At 46.6% G+C, this 21332-nt stretch carries 17 protein-coding genes; 13 read left to right on the top strand and 4 right to left on the bottom strand.

Features of this window, described 5'->3' with window-relative positions:
- The first annotated feature begins 5 nt into the window (after positions 1-5).
- Genes AB4Z50_RS11235 through AB4Z50_RS11220 form a run of 4 tightly spaced genes read left to right on the top strand, consistent with a single transcriptional unit; the run spans position 6 to position 5712 of the window.
- Positions 6-962, top strand: coding sequence for an ABC transporter permease (locus AB4Z50_RS11235; RefSeq protein WP_441878841.1), 957 nt, complete (start codon positions 6-8; stop codon positions 960-962).
- Positions 963-978: 16 nt separating this feature from the next.
- Positions 979-1875, top strand: coding sequence for a carbohydrate ABC transporter permease (locus AB4Z50_RS11230; RefSeq protein ID WP_441878839.1), 897 nt, complete (start codon positions 979-981; stop codon positions 1873-1875).
- 38 nt (positions 1876-1913) lie between these two features.
- A complete protein-coding gene (locus tag AB4Z50_RS11225; protein ID WP_441878837.1) occupies positions 1914-3935 on the top strand; it encodes an alpha-L-arabinofuranosidase C-terminal domain-containing protein in 2022 nt (673 codons plus the stop codon).
- A gap of 10 nt (positions 3936-3945) precedes the next feature.
- Complete coding sequence (locus AB4Z50_RS11220; RefSeq protein ID WP_441878835.1) at positions 3946-5712, top strand: glycoside hydrolase family 2 protein; 1767 nt, start codon at positions 3946-3948, stop codon at positions 5710-5712.
- A gap of 147 nt (positions 5713-5859) precedes the next feature.
- Here AB4Z50_RS11220 and AB4Z50_RS11215 read toward each other — a convergent pair whose 3' ends face one another.
- Both AB4Z50_RS11215 and AB4Z50_RS11210 read right to left on the bottom strand, forming a co-directional pair.
- On the bottom strand, positions 5860-6705 hold the full coding sequence (locus AB4Z50_RS11215) for an AraC family transcriptional regulator (protein WP_441878833.1): 846 nt from the start codon (positions 6703-6705) through the stop codon (positions 5860-5862).
- A 177-nt stretch (positions 6706-6882) separates the two neighbouring features.
- Positions 6883-8418, bottom strand: coding sequence for a sulfatase family protein (locus tag AB4Z50_RS11210; protein ID WP_441878831.1), 1536 nt, complete (start codon positions 8416-8418; stop codon positions 6883-6885).
- A gap of 258 nt (positions 8419-8676) precedes the next feature.
- Here AB4Z50_RS11210 and AB4Z50_RS11205 point away from each other — a divergent pair, with 258 nt between their 5' ends.
- From AB4Z50_RS11205 to AB4Z50_RS11195, 3 genes are read left to right on the top strand one after another with little or no spacing between them, the layout of a single operon-like run.
- Complete coding sequence (locus tag AB4Z50_RS11205; protein WP_441878829.1) at positions 8677-9294, top strand: chromate transporter; 618 nt, start codon at positions 8677-8679, stop codon at positions 9292-9294.
- A gap of 24 nt (positions 9295-9318) precedes the next feature.
- A complete protein-coding gene (locus AB4Z50_RS11200; protein WP_441878827.1) occupies positions 9319-9849 on the top strand; it encodes a chromate transporter in 531 nt (176 codons plus the stop codon).
- Positions 9850-9876: 27 nt separating this feature from the next.
- Complete coding sequence (locus AB4Z50_RS11195) at positions 9877-10851, top strand: formylglycine-generating enzyme family protein (protein ID WP_441878825.1); 975 nt, start codon at positions 9877-9879, stop codon at positions 10849-10851.
- Between the two features lie 132 nt (positions 10852-10983).
- Here the strand turns inward: AB4Z50_RS11195 and AB4Z50_RS11190 are convergent, their stop codons facing one another.
- The gene (locus AB4Z50_RS11190) at positions 10984-12720 is read right to left on the bottom strand and encodes an ABC transporter ATP-binding protein (RefSeq protein WP_441878823.1); all 1737 of its coding nucleotides are present in this window, start codon (positions 12718-12720) and stop codon (positions 10984-10986) included.
- 217 nt (positions 12721-12937) lie between these two features.
- Between AB4Z50_RS11190 and AB4Z50_RS11185 the strand changes: the two genes are divergently transcribed.
- The 4 genes from AB4Z50_RS11185 to AB4Z50_RS11170 all read left to right on the top strand — a co-directional run bounded on the left by AB4Z50_RS11185 (position 12938) and on the right by AB4Z50_RS11170 (position 18515).
- Positions 12938-14380: an ABC transporter permease gene (locus AB4Z50_RS11185; RefSeq protein WP_441878821.1), complete on the top strand. Its 1443-nt coding sequence runs from the start codon at positions 12938-12940 to the stop codon at positions 14378-14380.
- A gap of 14 nt (positions 14381-14394) precedes the next feature.
- Positions 14395-15903, top strand: coding sequence for an ABC transporter permease (locus tag AB4Z50_RS11180; protein ID WP_441878819.1), 1509 nt, complete (start codon positions 14395-14397; stop codon positions 15901-15903).
- A 222-nt stretch (positions 15904-16125) separates the two neighbouring features.
- Complete coding sequence (locus tag AB4Z50_RS11175) at positions 16126-17958, top strand: ABC transporter substrate-binding protein (protein ID WP_076268688.1); 1833 nt, start codon at positions 16126-16128, stop codon at positions 17956-17958.
- Between the two features lie 101 nt (positions 17959-18059).
- Complete coding sequence (locus tag AB4Z50_RS11170; RefSeq protein ID WP_441878817.1) at positions 18060-18515, top strand: hypothetical protein; 456 nt, start codon at positions 18060-18062, stop codon at positions 18513-18515.
- 175 nt (positions 18516-18690) lie between these two features.
- Here the strand turns inward: AB4Z50_RS11170 and AB4Z50_RS11165 are convergent, their stop codons facing one another.
- Entirely contained in the window at positions 18691-19896 is a 1206-nt protein-coding gene (locus AB4Z50_RS11165; protein ID WP_441878815.1) for an S-layer homology domain-containing protein, read from the bottom strand.
- 386 nt (positions 19897-20282) lie between these two features.
- On the opposite strand from AB4Z50_RS11165, the gene AB4Z50_RS11160 reads away from it, so the two are divergent.
- Both AB4Z50_RS11160 and AB4Z50_RS11155 read left to right on the top strand, forming a co-directional pair.
- Complete coding sequence (locus tag AB4Z50_RS11160) at positions 20283-20609, top strand: ArsR/SmtB family transcription factor (RefSeq protein WP_441878813.1); 327 nt, start codon at positions 20283-20285, stop codon at positions 20607-20609.
- Positions 20610-20671: 62 nt separating this feature from the next.
- On the top strand, positions 20672-21205 hold the full coding sequence (locus AB4Z50_RS11155) for an SRPBCC domain-containing protein (RefSeq protein ID WP_441878811.1): 534 nt from the start codon (positions 20672-20674) through the stop codon (positions 21203-21205).
- Positions 21206-21332 lie beyond the last annotated feature (127 nt).

Raw genomic sequence — 21332 nt, 5'->3', positions numbered from 1 at the left:
TGCTCATGAAGAGCGCGCAAGAAGGTGCAGCCGCTCTGTCCCATATCCAGCCGAGGCGCGGATCCAGCCTGATCAGGAATATAGCCAAACGGTATGATCTGTATCTTATGCTGCTTCTGCCGATAGCCTGGTACTTAATCTTTAACTACGGTCCACTGTACGGCCTGCAAATCGCATTCAAAAATTTCAATCCGGCAAAGGGCATTTTCGGAAGCCCTTGGGAAGGCTTTGGGCATTTCGAACGGTTTTTCGACTCGTATTATTTCTGGAGGCTGTTATGGAACACGGTGTCCATCAACTTGTTCTCTCTGCTCATCGCATTCCCGGTTCCGATTATGCTCGCTCTAATTGTTAACGAAATCCGAAGCAAAACCTTTAGCAAATGGCTGCAAAATATTACGTATATCCCTCATTTCATTTCGGTTGTCGTTATCGTAGGCATATTGAACGTATTCCTATCACCGACAGGACCGATCAATATGATGATCGAGGCATTCGGCGGCACTTCAGTCCGATTCATGGAGGCAGCCGGCTGGTTCAAGACGATCTTCATCAGCTCAAACATATGGCAAAACATGGGGTGGCAATCGATTATCTACATTGCGGCGCTCAGCGGAGTGAATCCGCAGCTATACGAAGCGGCCAAGATGGACGGGGCATCGAGGCTGAGGCGCATATGGCATGTCTCGCTTCCAGGCATAGCTCCGGTCATCGTGATCCTGCTCATTCTGGATATCGGCCATTTCATGAACGTAGGCTTTGAGAAAATTTTGCTCATGCAAAACAACTTGAATTTGGAATCAAGCGACGTCATCTCCACGTTTGTCTATACGACAGGCATATTGAAGGGAGAATACAGCTACACGGCGGCTATCGGACTGTTCAACTCGGTCATCAATCTCATCCTGCTGCTGATGGTCAACCGGTTCGCACGCAAGACGTCAGAGACGAGCTTATGGTAAAGGAGAGAACCCAGTCATGTCGAAGCAACAAGCCATAAGAAAACCGTCGGATGAACGGGCGTTCGACTTCGTTATATACGTGATCGCCGCAATCATCATTATTATTGTGCTGTATCCGCTGCTCTTTATTGTCAGCGCTTCGTTCAGCGATCCGTCCAAGGTACTGAATGGAGAAGTATGGCTGCTTCCGAAGGGCGTGACCTTGGAAGCGTACAAGAGCATTTTGCACAACGATAAAATTTGGACAGGGTACCGCAATACGATCGTTTATACCGTGGTCGGCACGCTCATCAATATCATCATGACGATACTGGCGGCGTATCCATTGTCTAGGCCAGATCTTCCCGGGCGCGGCAAAATTATGGTCTTGATCACGCTCACTATGTTTTTCGGCGGCGGATTGATTCCAACCTATATGCTGGTTAAGGAACTGGGGATGGTGAATACCATGTGGGCGCTGATCGTTCCGGGGGCGATCGCCACGTACAATTTAATCGTTATGCGGACTTACTTTCAATCAAGCATTCCATGGGAGCTGCAGGAGGCAGCTCACATGGACGGCTGCTCCAACTGGCGATTGCTGTTTAGCATTATATTGCCTCTATCCAAACCGATATTGGCTGTTATGGTTCTATTCTATGCGGTGGGTCATTGGAATTCGTACTTCGCCGCGCTGATCTATATCCGCGACGAGGCTCTGCATCCGCTCCAGCTTGTGCTGCGTGAAATTCTCATGATCAGCCAATCCGCAGGCATCGAGGGCGGAAGTGTCGGGCTGGAGGATCAAATTCTGCTTGCCGAGAGCATTAAGTTCGCGGTCATTATCGTCTCTACTTTGCCGGTATTGATCATGTATCCATTCGTGCAGCGGCATTTCGTCAAGGGCGTTATGATCGGATCGCTTAAAGGTTAACATCGTAACCATTATGACAAATCAGTTGGAGGTTTATTTTGAAAACTAACGCAAAGATTACGATTGATTGCAGCCATGCGAGCGAGCATGCGGTTAACCCTTACCTGTTCGGTCATTTCGTTGAAGATATTCGGGATCATATGGAAGCGATGCTTGCGTTTCCGCTTAAGGATATGGACTTCGAGAGCGAGGCCGTGTCGAAGAAAGAGATTTCCGGTAGCTGGTACGCCTATACGAATGGGCGGAACACCAAGTACGCGTTGGAGGCGCCTGCACCGAAGCATTCGGGGCGCGCCCAGCGCATTCGCCTTCTGAGCGATGATGAGGCCTATGCGGGAATCGCGCAAAAGACAGCGCTCAAGGGGCCAGCCGATTACGCGGTCAAGCTTGTGGCCCGTGCCTCCGTCGAGTTGAAGACTATTATCATTGCAGCTGTCGATCGGCGCTCGGAAGAGCTCCTTGGACAAGTCCGGATCGAGCTCGACAGTCACAATTGGCGTGAGTACGAAGCGCAGCTGTCTATTGCTCGCGAATGCGTCGACGCCGAACTCAGGGTATACATTCCGGATGACCACCAGAGATGGTGCGATCACGTGTCCACCGGTATGCTTTGGATTGACCATGTATCTGTATTGCCGATAGATTGCATCGCCATGGTGAAGCGTGAAGTCATCGACATGACGCGTGATTTGAACGCGGGGATGATGAGGCTTGCCGGCAACTACATCAGTGCCTACCATTGGGAGCACGGTATAGGTCCTGTTCTCGAAAGACCAGTCATGTACAACGAAGCATGGGGTGGCTGGACCAGTAAATATTTTGGCACGGACGAATTTATTCGGTTTTGCCGGGAACTTCAAGTGGAGCCGCTCATCTGCGTAAATGACGGATCGGGTACGCCCGAGGAAGCCGCTCAGTGGATTGAATACTGTAATGGCGGCGTCGATACGCCAATGGGTGCGATGCGTGCGGCGAACGGAAACCCCGAGCCTTACAATGTCCGCTATTGGGAGATTGGCAACGAGGTATGGGGACAGTGGCAGGTAGGTACGTGTTCTGCAGATCAGTTTGCAAGGCGTACGGTTTCCTTCGCCGAAGCTATGAAGGCGACAGATCCCTCCATCGTCCTGCTGGCTTGCGGACACTTCGAGCAGGAGTGGAACAAGACCGTCCTTGATCTAGCTGGTGAACATTTTGATTATCTTACCTTACATTTGTACCACGGCTATGGACCATTCGGCATGAACCAGAATACGCCGTCGGAGGATCGATATAAAGCGATTGCTGCTTATCCCGAGTTTACCCGTCACCACATCACAAAGACGACAGAGCATATTCTTGCGAATGCGAAGCATAGCCATGTGAAGCTGGCGATTACTGAATACAACACGATGTATTATCCGAACACGATTCGGAAAGGGCTGCCGAATGAGCATACCTTAGGTGCGGCAGTAGCCAATGCTGCTAACCTGAACGAAATGATACGCTGCAGCGATATGGTTCATATCGGCAGCTTCTCCGATCTGGTAAACGGCTGGCTCGGCGGATGTATTCGCGTTGGCGATTATTATGCCGATCAATATTGCGGCAAGGAGCCCGGTTGGAGCGGCTTACCCCTTACCGTATTCGGAACGCCAACGTATGAAGTGATGAAGCTGTACGCAAATTGTGATGTTCGGCATCTTGTTCACGCCACAGCCGACTGCGGAAATTTTGCTGTTCCGTCACTCAGGGAGACTCCTATCTCTCTGGAGGCGCTGCCTGATCTCGATGTTGTGGCAGGCACGAACAGCGGTCGCACCTCCATCACCGTGTTTATCGTAAACCGCAGCTTAAATGAGGTGAAAGCGACGCTTGACCTGCAAAACTTCGAGGCTTCGGAAGAAACGATTTTATATGAAATTACGGGAGATTCCTACGACGATATCAATTCCGTGTTTGAGCCGGAACGCATTATAAGTAAGAAAAAAGTCGTCCCTGCCGAAGAATGGAAGCTAGGCTATCCGCTGCGCCCTACATCTGTTTATGTACTGGAAGTTTTGGCGAAGCACAAGAATTAGGAGGTACGGCATGACAACAAAGGCATATATCAAAGACTACCCCAGACCACAATTTGTACGCGACAATTGGCTAAGCTTAAATGGCGAATGGAACTTCCGCTTCGATGACCGCGGTTTGGGAGAGAAAGAAAAGTGGTACGAGAAATTCGAAGAGACCCACAAAATAAACGTGCCCTTCACGTACGAAACCAAAGCGAGCGGGATTGGAGTCGAAGAATTCCATCCGCAAGTATGGTACAACAAAGCTGTTCACATCCCGATGGAAGCTGAAGGGAAACGGGTTATCCTTCATTTCCAAGCAGTGGATTACGAAGCTAAGGTGTGGGTGAATGGAACGTTAGCAGGACAGCATATAGGAGGCTACGCGGCTTTCTCGTTCGACATTACTGATTATCTCGCATTCGGAGCTGATAATCTAATTACGGTGAAGGTGGTAGACAGCAATAGCTGCTATCAGCCTCGAGGCAAACAGCGCTGGACCAAAGACAATTTCGAATGCTTCTATGTCCAGACGACCGGGATATGGCAGACGGTATGGATGGAATACGTGGAGGAACAGAGACTTGACGCCGTCAAAATCACGCCGGATTTCGACCGTTCCATCGTCCGTTTCGATTTTGAGGTGCATGGGGTGGAGGAAGCGGGAGCCGGTGATTTAAGGCTGGAAGCTATCGTTACCTTCAAAGGCAAGCTTGTGAAACGGGTTAGTCTAGCGATCGATCGCCCTTGCCTAACCGTTGAGGTTGATCTGCTGCATGAGGCAAACGGGCCTTGGAAAAGAAGCTTCTGGTCTCCGCAGCATCCGAACTTATACGACGTGGAATTTGTGCTGTATGCGAAGGATCAGGCTGTAGACAAGGTGTTCTCCTATTTTGGCATGCGAAAAGTTTCTATTAAGAACGGCAAGGTGCTGCTAAACAATGTTCCCATCTACCAGAGAATGATTCTGGATCAGGGCTATTGGACAGAAAGCCATCTGACTCCACCAAGCGAGGAAGCCTTAATTGAAGATATCGATCACATTCTAGCAATGGGCTACAACGGCGTGCGCAAGCATATGAAGATCGAGGATGCCCGCTTTCTCTATTGGTGCGATGTGAAAGGTTTGCTTGTGTGGTCGGAGATGGCGGCTACCTTCGAGTTTCATGACCGCGCGGTCGATGCGTTTACAAAGGAATGGCTGGAGATTGTGAGGCAGCAATATAACCATCCAAGTATTATTACTTGGGTGCCATTTAATGAATCGTGGGGCATCCCCGCTATTCTGCGTGATAAACGGCAGCAGAAGTTTACCGAGGGCATCTATCATTTGACTAAATCCATTGATCCTTATCGTCCAGTCATCACGAACGACGGCTGGGAGCATACGGTATCCGACATTTTAACGCTGCATGACTATGTAGCTACAGGTGATGGTTTCCTGAAGCGTTATGCGGACAAGGATGCGATTTTGGCCAATGAAACGACTTGCAATCAATGGAAGTATGCGTTAGCCGAAGGATACGAATATCAAGGTCAGCCGATTATCATCAGTGAATTCGGAGGTATCGCGTTCCAGTCGGACAAAGGCTGGGGCTATGGCGATCAAGTGGCGTCGGAGGAGGAATTCATTAAGCGTTTCCGCGGCATTACCCAAGCTATTAAGGACGTTAAGTATATTAGTGGTTACTGCTATACGCAGCTTGCCGACGTTCAGCAGGAGATTAACGGGCTTCTGACTGAGGATCGAAAGCCGAAAATACCTTTGGATACAATTAAAGCTATTAATTTAGCCTGAATGAACTTATAAAGCTCAGTCATTATCAAATATTTCTTTCATTAATATATAAATCAATGAATATTTGATGCAGTCAGTTAGATTGTCGAGAAACCCGAGTCTTATGGAGGACATCGGGTTTCTCTTTTTAGGCTGTAAGTTAGGTTATTATGATTTCCGGTAAGAGCTTGGCGAGTGTCCATGGTATCTTTTAAAAGCATGTGTAAAGGAGTACACGTCTGAATACCCGAGGGATAGGGCGATATGAGAAATCGGCAGTGCCGTCGTTTGCACTATTTTCATAGCTTCCGTCATGATTAGATTCGTCAGGTACCGATGCGGCCGGGTGCCGACTTTCTGGTGAAAGACATTCGAAAAATGCGAACGATGGATCCCGACATGTTCAGCAATGTCTGCAACGGTTATCCCTTCCTTATAATACAAATGAATGTAGTCGATGCTTGTTGCTACCCAGTCATCGGTGGGTGAGGCTGCTTTCATCGGTTTGGATAATTGAATGATCTGATTCAATAAAGAGTAGAACCCTTGCGTTAACGAGAAGTCATCCTGTCTCACGAGATGCTTCCATTCGGAGGCGAATCGAAAAAAGGATCGCTCAAGATCCTGGTTGAAAAAATTTTTAATATAGGGGTGTTTGAGCGTAAGCCCAAGGCGGCGGGTGACCAGCGGCATTTGTTTACCTTCGGCAGCAACCCAAAACATCTTTAGAGCGGGTTCTTCACAGGAAGTAATGTAATATTCATGAATGCTGTTAGGGAATAGAACAAAAAGATCGCCTCGCGTAAGTGTTGTCTCTTCCTGATTCATGCACAGTGTAACCTGGCCTGCAAGAACGAAATGCAAGCTATAGTAAGCAATAAAGCGCGGTCCTATATGATAATTTGGCTTTGCCTCGTTATAGCCAATACGGATGGGTATAACTCCGTTATGCTTCTCCAAGGCATTGGGGGTGTGGTACAAATGTTCCGCATATTCATGGGTGAACTCTATCATGCAGACGACCTCTTCCGAAGTTAAAGTTGATGAAAGTCACTATCATTTTAACATCGCCCGACATAGGTGAATAGTAACCGTCATTCATGAGAAGGGCCTCAAGTCTGCCTGCGGCCTAGTACGATGATGCAAATAGTACCTGCTTGGTTACAGACTTGAGGCTTCGTGATGGACAGGCTAAGCGTGACAAATTCTAGGCATCGGCATAGGTTCTTTACCAAGCTCAGCCCATACATATTTCAGCAGGAGCTCTGTTTTTAAGCTGGAGTAATTAGGGTTATCCCACAAGTTGTGAAGTTCGTTAGGATCCTCTTGCAGGTCAAAAATTTCACCGTATATCTGGTTATAATAAACCGTGATTTTATATCGTTCATTTACGAACGTTTTCTGATGGATGGTAGTTGCCTCGTGCCGGAATTCACAAATGGCATGGTCTCTTGCTTGATCAGACCTGCTAAGCCACACTTCCTTCTGGTCTACTCCTGTCATTGCATGAGGGATAGGCAGATTTGAGAACGAAAGGAAGGTAGGAGCTAGATCAACAAGTGATTGAAATGCAGTAGAGGTTTTGCCAGCCGCAACGTGCCCTGGGTACCTCACGATGAACGGCAGCTTTATCAAATCCTCATAATGGAAGCCGCCCTTAGCTTGCAAGCCGTGCTGTCCAAAGAAATGGCCATGGTCGCTTGTGAATACGACTAGCGTATTATCAGCTAATCCGAGTTGGTCTAATTTATCAAGAATAGTGCCAATATATTTATCCATCATGCTGACCATGCCATAATACACAGCGACCAGCTTTTTCTTGTCTTTTTCCGTCAGCCTGAATTTGCTGCCGTACTCATAGTAATGATGGGAGCGATAACCGTGAATGTCGAATTCGCTCTCTCGCAAGAACGAGAAGTCTGGCGCCTCTTCTTGAGTCATTCGAAAATGCGGCGGATTATTATCGTGTTCACCTGGTACCATGGCAGGAATGGTTAGCTTATCGGGATCATACATTCTGTCCCATGGCTCAGGAACCAAGTATTCAGGGTGCGGGTCAAAAAAGCTGGACCACAAGAAAAAGCTGTCATCATTTTGTTTATATTGTTCCAATAACAGATTCGTTCGTTCGGCGATCCAGGTATTATAGTGGTACTTCTCAGGAATTGGCCATGTGTAAGTCTGGTTAGGATCCATGGTGCCTGTCGGCGGCAAAAAATAATCTCGCCAATTGGTGCATCCTTTATCCTCCAGCCATGCTGCATAGTGCTGCCCAACATGCGCTTCATTGGTATGGTTTCGTGCTAGCTCAACATGAGAGAAGCCGTAAAAAGAGTCCTTGTTCGTTCTCCAGTAATCCAAATCCTGCAGTATGGGATACGATTCGAGTGATGGATATTGTTCTGTTGAACGCAAAGGTTGAAAATGTGCCTTACCAACCAGCGCAGTTTTATAACCAGCCTGTTGGAAGTCCTCGCCAATCGTATGTCGATCTTCGAGCAGCTTCGTGCCAAGCGTCCAAGCTCCGTGTTGGCTTGGATACATGCCGGTAATAATGGATGCACGGCTAGGTGTACAAGTAGGATTGGGACAATAAGCTCGGCTGAAGGTTGTACCTTCACGAACTAGCCGGTCCAGATTGGGAGTATGGACTTCATTGTTAAATGCGCCTATCGTATTCCAATGCTGCTGGTCGCTCGTAATCAATAGAATATTTGTCTTTTTCATAGATTCATCTCCTTTCTGCTTTTCATTATAGACAATAATGGTAATGAGAAGGATGCTCTAATGTGTCCTTACTATTTGTTATTTTGTGAGGTGGATCGAAAGGATTGTTTTTATCATATTGGGATTAAGGTGTAAGATTAAAGCGTGAGAGATGCTTTGAAATCACTCCCTCATTTCGGATTTAGCTATGCTTATTTCAGATTGGAATAAACAAAGCTGCGAATAGAAGGTTAATTATTAGGAAGGTAGTGTTGCGAAGTGAATCGTTCTGAATCGAGTTCTCCTCGATTAACATCCCTATTTTGGAGCTTTCTAAAACTTGCGCCTATTTCTTTTGGCGGTGGATACGCCACTTTTCCTGCGTTGGAACGGGAGATTGTTGCGAGCAGGAAATGGATGAATGAAGAGGAATTACAAGAAACGCTTTCGCTTGCGGCAGCGGCCCCAGGAGGCGTGGCAATCAATGCTTCTTTATTGATCGGGTATCGTCTAGACGGGGTGAAGGGGGCGGTCGCAGCAGCAATGGGTGCCATCTTACCGACCTGTCTCATCGTTATCGGCCTTTTTCTACTCTATAACAAGTTCAGTGACAGCTTGAAGGTAATTGGAGCGTTAAGAGGAATCGGTTGGGGAATTGTTGCAATGATCCTCTATACCGTTTTTAGGCTGGGGAGGATATCAATTAAGGATACACTTTCGTTAGCAATTGCGATTATAAGCCTTGTACTTCTTTTTTTGGAGACACATCCGATTTGGCTTATAACCGGAGGTGCTGCTGCCAGTGTCGTTGCAACACATGGCGGTCGGAGTGCAAAAAGCTCGCAGACACGCCAATTCAAGGATAGTGCCGACAATTCATATATGTATTTTATTTAAGTCATTCATCTGGGAGCTGAAGTCATGGTGCAGTTATTTTGGTTTTTTCTGCAAATGGGATTCGTGTCGTTTGGCGGAGGGTATGCTTTGATCCCATTAATTGAGAGGGAGACGGAACGCCAAGCCTGGATGAGCAGCGATATGCTTGTAGACGTTATCGCAGTTGCAGGAATGTCTCCTGGTCCCATCGCCGTTAATTTGGGTTTGCTTGTCGGCTATCAAGCCTACGGGGTGATTGGCGCCATTGCTGGTGTGCTAGGCTTACTGCTGCCTTCCATGCTGATGACTGCAGGAATGATTTACTTCATTACCCGTGACCATAAAAATTATCTCAAGCGCTGCATGTATGGCGTGCAGCCTGTTGTTACAGCTCTTATACTTTTTGCCGCTTATCAACTCTGTGTGGTCCATTTATCTGCTAGCTTGTCTATCAACGAGCTCCTACCGGCCTTCCTTATTGTAGCTGCATGCTTATACATGTTATTTCGTTTACGATTGCATCCATTTACGATTCTCTTATTCTCGGGGATTAGCGGGGCAGCATTCTATGCTTAATAGGCTGGGAGAGGGGCAAATAATGATATGATACCAGGAAAATCTTGTTGTACGGCAGGCAGAGAACAGGTAGCAGCCGCCAAAATAAAACGAATAGACGATCCATTGCTTCCCACAAGATCCACTCACGCACGAGGAATCAGTCAGTTGGTAAGAATTGATGGGGGCACTTTCAGGATGGGGACGAGTGAAGCGGGCGGGGTCGCGTCGGATGGAGAGGGACCGGCTCGTGATGTGCATGTCGATTCCTTCCTTATCTCTCCGTATGCCGTAACAAACGGTGAATTTCGCTCCTTTGTTGAAGAGAGCGGCTACGTTACAGAAGCCGAACGGTTCGGTTGGTCATTTGTGTTCCATTTGCTGGCCTCCGAGCTGACACGAGAGCGGGTCAGACAGGTCCCGCAGCAAGCGCCATGGTGGCTTGCTGTGGATGGTGCCTTTTGGGCGAAGCCGGAGGGGCCGGATTCAACTATTGACGAGAGGCTTGACCACCCGGTTGTTCATATCACTTGGCACGATGCGATGGCATATTGCGCCTGGGCTGGGACTCGTTTGCCGACGGAATCCGAATGGGAATACGCCGCTAGAGGCGGGCTCACAGGCAGAACCTACCCTTGGGGGGATTTGCTGAAACCAGAAGGAAAGCACATGTGCAACATTTGGCAAGGCAAATTCCCCGTGAAGAACAATGCCAGCGACGGTTATGTAAGCACCGCGCCCGTTGATGCTTATGAGCCTAATGGGTATGGATTGTTCAATTTGTCCGGTAATGTATGGGAGTGGTGCTCTGACTGGTTCAGCCCCGAATACCACCAAGTGACATCCGAGAGAAACCCGAGGTTCATGGAACCGACCGGAATACGTGCCATGCGCGGCGGCTCTTATCTATGCCACCGTTCCTACTGCAACCGTTACCGCGTCGCAGCTAGAAGCGGAAACACACCGGACAGCTCTACCGGCAACTGTGGTTTCCGTGTGGCGGCGGACATTATGGACGGATAAACAAGGGTAAACGATAGGGATGTATATCCGTCGTTAGGTTGCACTTGAAGGAAGTCCAACGTATCAATAGTCCAAATAAAAAGAACCGAAACCCGCTCATCTAACGGGTTTCGGTTCTTTAATATTGCCAGCTTAGCTGGTTGCAACGGCCACCCAGTGGCCTTTTTTCACTTCAACGAATTCGGAGTGTTCTAGCTCGTAGGGATCAGCTTTGGCAGCTTCCTCATGCACTACCAGCTTCTTCTGCGATTCAACCTTGGGATCGGGTACTGGGATTGCCGCCAAAAGTGACTTCGTATAAGTATGGATCGGATTCGCGTAAAGCTCCTCGCTTTCAGCAAGCTCAACGATCTTCCCTTTATACATGACCGCGACGCGGTCGCTAATATGCTTCACCATCGATAAATCATGGGCGATGAACAGGTAGGTCAGACCAAGCCTTTGCTGAAGCTCCTCGAGCAGCTTCACAATCTGTGCTTGAATGGAAACGTCAAGTGCGGACAATGGCTCGTCGCAGACGATAAATTCAGGCTCTACAGCGAGCGTCCGCGCAATGCCGATCCGCTGCCGTTGGCCGCCGGAAAACTCATGCGGGTAGCGCATAGCATGAGAAGGATCTAGCCCAACCATCTCAAGCAGCTCCTCGACACGTTTCTGACGATCCCGTTTGGAGGTCGTTATTTCGTGTACGTCAAGCGCTTCGCCAATAATATCAATGATGCGAAGCCTTGGATTTAGTGACGCGTACGGGTCCTGGAAGATCATGCCCATATGACGTCTCATCGTCTTCATCTCCGAGCGATTTAATTGCTGAAGCGGTATTCCTTTGAAGAGCACTTCGCCGCCCGTCGCCTCATTTAAGCGAAGAATTGTGCGGCCGGTCGTTGACTTTCCGCTGCCCGATTCACCGACAACTCCGAGAGTTTCACCTGCCTGTATATCGAAGCTGATATCATTAACGGCCTTAACAATCTGCCCTTTGCCCATATCAAAATATTGCTTCAATGAACGGACCTGCAGCAAAGGCACGCCTTCTTCCCGCTGAATAATCGCAGGGATGGGCTTCGGTTTTTTCTTCTCGTCTAAACGAGGCAATGCATGGAGAAGCTTAACAGTGTAAGGATGCTGCGGATTGGCAAAGATTTGCTCCGTTGTTCCTGTCTCGACGATTTCTCCGTCCTTCATGACGACGACGCGATCACACATGCCGGCTACGACACCTAGGTCATGCGTAATTAAAATAATGGAGGTTCCTAGCTGCTTCTGTATATCCTTCATCTGGTTAAGGATCTGTGCCTGTATGGTAACGTCAAGCGAGGTTGTCGGCTCATCTGCGATTAGCAGCGAAGGACGGCATGCCAGCGCAATGGCGATCATGACCCGCTGACGCATCCCGCCAGAGAATTCATGAGGGTACTGATGATAGCGGGCTTCGCTGTTCGGAATGCCTACGAGCTTCAGCATCTCGATCGCTTCAGTACGGGCTTGCTTCTTGTCCAGCTTTTGATGCTTGATCAAGCTTTCTTCAATTTGGTTGCCGATCCGCATGGTCGGATTGAGCGATGACATGGGATCTTGGAAGATCATCCCAATATCTCTTCCGCGTATGGCTTCCATTTCTTTATCGGTTTTAAAGGCTAAATTTTGACCTTGAAAAAGCACCTCACCGTTCTTCACCATGGAAGGGGGAGAGGGCAGCAGCCTCATAATTGTACGCGCGGTAACGCTCTTTCCGCTGCCGGATTCGCCTACAATGCCGAGCGTTTCGCCTTTACGGACCTCAAAGCTGACGTGACGTACCGCTTCTATTTCTTTGTTACGGGCGAAAAAAGAAACCGATAAATCGTTAACTTGTAATAATGTATCCATATATGCACCTGCAATTCTGTGGTTTTCCAATTGAGATTAGGGTAATTTAAAGAGAGATTCTTATTTATACCTGATATTCCTTATATCATGTATAATGAAAAAAAGTAAGTAACAAAGTTATAAGTTATTGACATATTCCAGTCCATAAAATAAAATCTACTATATTGATCGGAATAATGCAATTTAAAATTACTAGATGGAAAGGAAGCGGACTAGCTTGAAAGGGCACGCAACTGCTACGGGTAATGGCTTTGTTGATCATATCGCCGCCATCTACCGCAAAATGTTATTACATCCAGCCTACAGTCTGCTTATATTGCTGTTAGGAGCTCCTGTATCTGCCATCGTGTATGGCGTTCATCAATATCGTAAAACTAAGTACGGCTACAAAGCAATCGCCGAGGAGACAAGGAGCAAGCTGCTTGCAACTGGGCGCCGGGATAAGCTGCTTATCGAGGCTAAGGAACAGCTTGTCCGCAAGCATCGTTTCTTCGGGCAAACCGTCAGCGCAGAGCAAACCGAGCTGGAAGCGAACCGGTTGGCTGAGATCAAATTTAATGAATCGTTCAACCATGAGCTGGACAAACGGCTTGCCAGCGAGAACGGGCTGAAGTTTTCATTTGGCGATACGTATCATGCGTTAGCCTTAAATCCGGCTTTCTTCATCTTATCACTCATTATCGGTTTTCCAATGTATGTGTTGATGGCCATTTACTCGATGCCTTACTTGAAATACGTTGCGGAACGAATCGTGATGTCAGTATTCGTTATTTTGGGCGTCGCTTTTCTTGTTTTTACAATCCTGTATATATCGCCGATGAATCCAGCGGCTAACTTATTAGGAGAGACAGCGACTGCCGAGCAGATCGCAGCCTTCAACCATCTGTACGGATTGGATCAACCTTATCTTGTCCAGTTATGGGACACAATTAGAGGTATATTTACATTCGATCTCGGCAAGTCATTTGCAGGCAACGAGAATGTTACGGCAGCTATCGCGAATAAATTTCCGGTGACGCTCACGTTAACGGTTATCTCGACGCTGATCGCAGTATTGATTGCTTTGCCAATCGGCATTATTTCGGCTACGAGACCGAATTCCTTTTTTGATTATACCTTTATGTTCATTGCTTTGCTCGGATTGTCGATTCCGAACTTCTGGCAGGCGCTTATTTTTATTTTGAATTTCTCAATTAAGCTTCCATGGCTGCCTGCAACGTATAACCCTGAGAACTGGCTGTCTGCGATTATGCCGATTGTCGTTTTAGGAACAGGGCTAACGGCTGCCGTAGCCCGAATGACCCGCTCATCGACGCTTGAAGTTATTCATGAGGATTACATTACGACCGCAAGGGCCAAAGGGCTTGCCCGCAAAAGTGTTATTTGGAAGCATGCCGTTGGCAACGCGCTTATCCCCATTATTACTGTCATTGGCTTGCAGTTCGGCGGTATGCTCGGGGGAGCGGCGGTTACAGAGAAGGTATTCAATATTAGCGGTATCGGCAGTTATATCGTTGATAAGCAGTTCATTCCCGACATTCCTAGCGTGATGGGCGGGGTCGTCTATACAGCCATTACCATCTCGATCGTGAATGTTATCGTCGATTTGATGTATGCGTTTTTTGATCCTAGAATCCGCTCGAAAATGAAACAATACTAAAGCAGGTGCTACTCTTGACGAATCCTACTATCAGCAAGCAAGAAGTCAAGTTCAGGCTGAAATCGAGCCAAGAATACAGTCAGGCAAGCTTCGCTGGCATCGTATCCCTGGCGCTTGGTCTTGTTCTTCTGCTAAACAGTTATGTTCCCGGTGACGGGTCATTTAAGCCTGCAGTACTCATTGCAAGCATTGCATATTTTGCCTTCGCTCTGCTCGAGCTGGCGGTATGGGCGCTCATTCGAAGCGATCTTATCCGTTTTGGCGCAATCAGACGTTCCACAAGGATGCTTGGTTATGTACTGCTGTTAAGCCTTCTAACCGCGAATGTATTCGTGGCAACCACGGCGTTCCAGCTCATCAAGCAGAAAAAAAGCGCGGCGTATACGTTAGCTGTTTATTCGCTCCTTACGACTCTGCTCGTATTCGCAGTATCAGCCCTTAACTTGTTTAAGCCTTATGTGGCTAACGGGTTTATGATCGGTATGTTTCTATTGATCGTTGCCGCGCTCCTGCAGCTCGCAGCATTGCTGCTGGTCGCTAAATATGCAGATCAAGCAGCGATGCCGCGCTGGATGGGAATCGTTGCTGGGATCCTTATTTTAACTTCGGTATCCGGCAACTTGTTCGCATTATTTCTTGGGTTATTGCTGATTGCGAAGCTGCGGGACAAGGGGTATTCATCCGGCTCTAAGCTTGGAGAAGTTGTGGAGCGTCTGTCGAGAAGCTCTACTTCCATGCTGGGACTGCTCTTTATCCTGTTCCTGCTCACGCTGGCCATAACCAGTTACCTGACCTTTGATTACGGCCTTGCGGTTGAGAACAACTACAGCTTAATTCTTCAATCGCCTGAGCTGGCTTACCCGCTAGGAACGGATAACTTCGGAAGAGATCTGTTCTCGCGTATCGTCTTCGGCGCACGAATCTCTTTGGCAGTTGGCTTGTTGTCAACGCTCATCCCCGTCTTGATTGGGGGCGTTCTAGGTGCAGTCTCTGGCTATTATGGGCGGCATACGGACAATATTATTATGAGGATATTAGATATCCTCTATGCGATTCCTGGCATTCTGCTTGCCATTGCGATTATTGCGGCATTTGGCGCAAGCACGGTCAATCTAATTTTGGCATTAAGTGTAGGTGCGATTCCAACTTATGCTCGGACAATGAGAGCCAATGTCATGCTCGTATCTACGCTGGAATATGTACAGGCTGCTAGAGCTTTCGGCTCCAGTGACCGAACTATTTTGTTCAAGCATATCGTACCTAACTCCATCGCGCCGATGATTGTAAAATCTACGCTGACGATTGGTACTGCGGTCATCTCGACCAGCAGCTTGAGTTATTTGGGGCTTGGCGTCGAACCGCATATTCCGGAGTGGGGAAATATATTAAAGCTCGGAAGCGCCTATCTGGAAACGCATGCCTATACGGCTGTTTATCCGGGACTTGCGATTATCGCGCTTGTACTCTCATTCAACTTTCTTGGCGACGGCTTGCGCGATGCGCTGGATCCGAAGCTGGATTAAAGATTTCATCCCTTTTTTAAAATATAGGAAAGTATAAGCTTCACATTTATACTCCGCCTATATTTTGCGAGAAACTTCTTGTCCTTAAACAAGGACGACGAAGTCGTTTCTTCTTAACCTCATTCATATTCCATCGACTTCTACGTTACGAGACAGGAATGGGCGATAACTGAATGTGAGTTAACATACAAGATAAAGATAAAACAGGAGGAGACTACTATCATGAAGAACAAAGGCAAATTCGCCGCACTGTTGCTAATCAGTCTTTCGATTATGCTCAGCGGATGCAAATTAACAACAAAGAACGACGTGAAGGAATCACCAGCACCAACGCAAGGAACAGAGGCAGTCGTTGACAGTAACCCAGTAGATATAGAATTGCTTGGCATGAGCTCAAACGAGGCAGACCTTAACATTGTTCGCGATCAGCTTACCAAAAACGGCTTTAAAGTGAAATTGAATCTACAAGCTGATTACGGCAGTTTCAAATCACAGCAGGACGCTGGTAACTATGACATCGCATTGTCCAGCTGGACTACCGTTACAGGTAACCCCGACTATGCAGTACGCTCGCTCTTCAAAACAGGCGGAGACTACAGCATCCTTGCTGATCCAGAAATCGATAAATTGATTGATGCGGCTGGTGCTCAAACGCCAGAAGAGTACACAGAAACGTACAAGCAATTCGAGCAGCAGCTTGTCTTTGACAAGGCTTATATCGCGCCGCTATACAACTCATTGAAAGCACAGGCCTTGAATCAAGACGTACTGAACAAGGATTCCGTACGCATCTCGAAGTCACGTTCCCTACCTTGGGAAGATGTTGATTTTAAAGACACTTCAAAGCGTGCAAAAGATGCGCTAGTGCTTCAATCGACTATGCCGACGCTGACGTCGCTTGATCCAATCAAAGGCAACGACGGCTCCATCAACATCATTAATACGAATATGTATGTGCGTCTAGTGAATCTAACAGATGATGATAAAATCACTTCCGAAGGTTCCCTATCGTTGAATCATGCGATTGCTGATGGCAATTCCGATTACTACTTTATCCTAAGAGACGATATCAATTTTGCTCAAATCAAAAACAAGCTCGCAGTAGATACTGGCGAACGCGTTGGTGCTGACGATGTAATCTTCTCGTTGAACCGTGCGAAAGACAAAAACTCTGTACCTGACCACCGTACGTTTACTCTTCACGAGCATATCAATAACGTGGAGCTTGTAACGGATGCTGCAGCACTAGATGCTGTTAAGGTTTCCGGTGGCAGCGACACAGTAAAAGCAGCTCTTGAAAAAGGTCTTGGTTCAAAAATTTCCGCTCTTGTATCTGATAAGAAGCAAGCGAACAACAAAGAGGGTAAATACCAAGTCGTTAAGCTTACGACGACTGAGCCTTTCCCACAAGTACTGAACTACTTGGCTCACCAATCGGCAGGTATCGTGTCCAAGAAACAAGTAGAGAGCATCAACACGTACGATGTAGCTAAATTCGATGTGAACAAAGATATTCCTTACGGCGACCAAAATACGGTAACAGAAGGCAGCGCGTATAACAACACGTTGTTTACAAGCGGTCCTTACATCCTGTCCTCCAAAAATGATTATGAAGCGATTTTCTACAAAAACCCTGCGTATATGAAGGGTACAGAAAATGAGCCGAATATCGCTAATATTAAAATCCGCTTTATCAAAGATGCAGACAGCAGCTTGTCCGCGCTTCGCAGTGGTGAGATTCATATCTACTACGGCGTATCCGAGACGAAATTTGACGTTGTGAAGGGCGACAGCAAGCTGGCGCTTCAAACTGTACAAAGCAACGCTGTTTCTTACTTGCTGTTCAATACAAAAAATCGTCCAGTTGCAGAAAGCGCAGACCTGCGGAAAGCAGTTCTATACTCCATCAACCAGGATGAGATCTTGGCATTCTACAATGGCAACAAGTTCAAAGCCGTTTCCACGCTTAGCCCGCTTGTGAATACAGGCATGGAGCTGAAAGCTGATCCGGCGAAAGCGAAAGAATTCCTAAACGCCTACAAAGCAAGCAAGTAACTTTTAATATTGGCAAGAGACTGCCTCCGGTTATCCATGATGACCGGGGCAGTCTCTTTCACATAGGACTGCTCAATGCGAGCATAAAGGAGAGATTACGAATGGCTGACACACTAAAGCCCGAAACGAAGCTTTCACAATGGGATGCCTTGATGCTGGAATCACTGAAGGCTTACGGCTGGCCAAATGATGAACTGATTAGCAAAGTGCAGGCTGGCAATTTGCCGACAGATGAAAGCAAGTTCCATTTCGAATACACCGCTTTAACCGCTTTGGCGAATGAGGAGCAAGATACTTTCGTACAAGCTGTAACGAACGGCTATCAAATCAAGTACAACACGATTCGCGGCATTCATAGCTGGATACTTGTCGCACTGAAGCAAGAAGCAGAGCTTATTCTGGAGCCGGAGAACGAAGCGGTCATCGCCCGCTTGTCAGAAGCTGAAGCACAGCATCTCGCTTCCGTCCTTTCATTCGGCTGGGGCGTATCCCCTCATGATGGGGAGCAAGATTCAGAGGATAGAGCCGCGTATAAGGTGGCACCTGTTAGAGCATAAGGGATAGCTGGGATTGAAAAAGGAATAATTTATGATTTATGGTTTGGTGAACTAAATTGTGACCTATAAGAAGGATGCTTTTTTTAAAAGTGCTTTTCATGTAGGGTTCTGGAACGAATGTTATACCTATACAAGAAACCCAGTACCGCATCGGTACTGGGTTTCTTGTATAACATTAAACATCTTCCCATCCAAAATAAGAATAGGGGAACCAAGAAGTCGAGACATAGACAACAGCATGGCTCTCCTTATCGAATATGAACGATATTGAATACACATTATCAGGGTTGTTAAGCTTATCATGAATGGAAATGTCACGGAAATTTCCGTCGTTGGTCTTCTCGTAGAAATAGGTAGCTGTTTGGTCTGCATTAAAACCAAAAGTTCCATATAGGCGAAGGACATCGAACATGGTGCTTTCTCCAAGGACAATCCCCTTATATGTACGTAATGACGGATTTGTATTGGCAGGTTCAATAGTGTCTTCATCTATTTTCCAAGAATCAATCAGCCCATCTTTGTTGTAGTGTGCTGAGAATAAAGGGTAAATGTTATTATTAAAGACATCCTTTTCATCCGAAACCTCGTATAGATCCTCTATCGTTTCTTTTGAATCTCCTATCTTCACCTCAGTAAAAGGACTATTTCCAAATAAATTGAAGTCATTTCCCGTGACAGGTTCAGCGCTGAAATCTGGAATACGCTGGACGGCTGCAGATGGTAAAGACGGTAGAAGTGTGCGATCCGATGGAGCGGTTGGCCTTGTTAATAGATCCATTACTCCTTTAAAGGTTAGCTGCCTAATCCACTGAATGGCTTCTGCTCGTGTAAAAGAGTCCTGTCCATTGAATTGCTCTGGCGTTATAGCATCACTGTTAGCCATACCGTTTCCAATGAGGTAAACAACGGCGTCTTCGCCTTCATAATGAACCCCTTGCACGGCACAAATGATTTCTGAAGCTCGTGACTTTGTGAGTGGCTCCATTCTCAGCTTATGGTTCGAAGCGCCGGATGTAGGATGATTAAAGTTCTCTGCCAGGCGATAGGGACCATCTGTCCAATCATTATTACCCTCAGGGGAACTTGCGGATGGCAAAGCCATACCCAAGGCTCTATAAAGAGCTTTTAAAAACTCTGCTTCACTTATTGGCTCGTCAGGCTTTAAGCTGCTGTCAGGGTATCCATTTATAATATTTTGTGCCATAGCCCATTGAAACAGACGCTCAGCCCAGTGTCCTTTCATTCCATAGGGCTTGATAATGAGATAATCGTATTTTCCGTCATCTTTTTGATCCTGAGCATGCAAATTTGCTGTTGTTGTTACCCAAAATAATGAAGATACAATGATCAGACATGTGACTAGACGCTTAACCTTAAACATAAAATTCATCCTTCCGAATCCAATTAAATACCGTTTTTTATATTGTTAAAAACTTCCTAATGTTATATCGGAAAGTATAGTATTTTAACTGATAGCTGCGAGTGAAAACAGCGAATTGATTTATTCTTCTTTAAACAGAATTAGATGAGGCGATGTAGGATGAATAAGAACATCGATGTTATTGATGGTTCTTAAATCCGCTGCTCGGTTGATTTCATGGAACATAAGCAAGCTTTGAATATTCCTTTACAGGAATATTCCCGTTGTGGTATATTTAATTCAACAAAAGGAAATACAAGGAGGGAGGGCGTAAAGGATTCGATAAAGCAATGTTTGCTTTAGAAGAAGGATGAATTAATTAAATCAAGTGAATGGATGTTTTTCTTATGAATGCTAACGTTATGAGTGCCTTGGCTGAGCCTAACCGCCTGCAGATTGTTGACCTATTGCGAGCGAGTCCTCTAACGGTTGGGGAGATTGCTGAAAGGCTTGGCCTACGCCAGCCCCAAGCTTCCAAGCATTTGCGCGTCCTTAGCGAGGCCGGTATTGTTGAGGTGCAGGCGATTGCTAACCGTCGTATTTACAAGCTGCGTCCTGATCCGTTTAAGGAATTAGACGCTTGGCTTGAATCATACCGACGTATGTGGGAGGAACGCTACGATCGGCTGGACGATTATTTACTGGAGCTGCAAAACAAGGAAATAGATAAGTAAGATTAGCAATAAGACATAAACGGATTAATGATATAAACTCAAATATGAGGAGGAAGTTTAATATGAATAACCCTAACCTAACTAATCAATTGGTATCGAAAGTGGAAGGCAGCACACTTATATTGGAGCGTGTGTTTCAAGCACCGCGTGAGCTTGTATTTAAAGCTTTTTCGGAGGCAGAGCATTTAAAACATTGGTGGGGACCAAAAGGCTGGACTTTACCTGTATGCAACGTGGACTTCCGTCCAGGTGGAACTTGGCATTATTGCATGAAGTGTGAAGATAAGAACCAAGGCGATTTCTACGGTATGGAATCGTGGGGTAAAGCATTCTATCAGGAGATTACAGCACCGGAGCAGATCGTCTATAGAGATTGTTTCTCAGATGCGGAAGGCAATGTTGCGGAAAATATGCCGCAAATGATGGTTACACTCGATTTTATTGAGCAAGATGGCAAGACGAAGCTAGTTAACACCGCGAAATATGCATCGCCAGAAGCTTTGCAAACGGTGATCGATATGGGAATGATCCCAGGCATAACTCAAACGTTTGAAAACTTGGATGTTCATCTGGAAAAGCTGCAACAGAGCAATTAAGGAATAAAGGCGTGTATTTTCACAAGAAGAATTAATAAAAATAGAAAAGAGACCGTATGATACGTCGCCTTAACTTGGGATTTTAAACTGATACTATTACCTATAAATTGTTTGGAGCTAGAAAAAA

Origin of the sequence: Paenibacillus sp. 2TAB26, from assembly GCF_052115145.1 — a bacterium.
In the GTDB taxonomy this organism is placed as follows: Bacteria; Bacillota; Bacilli; order Paenibacillales; family Paenibacillaceae; genus Pristimantibacillus.
The sequence above is the reverse complement of the archived record's forward strand: the minus strand, read 5'-3'. Positions and strand labels throughout refer to the sequence as shown.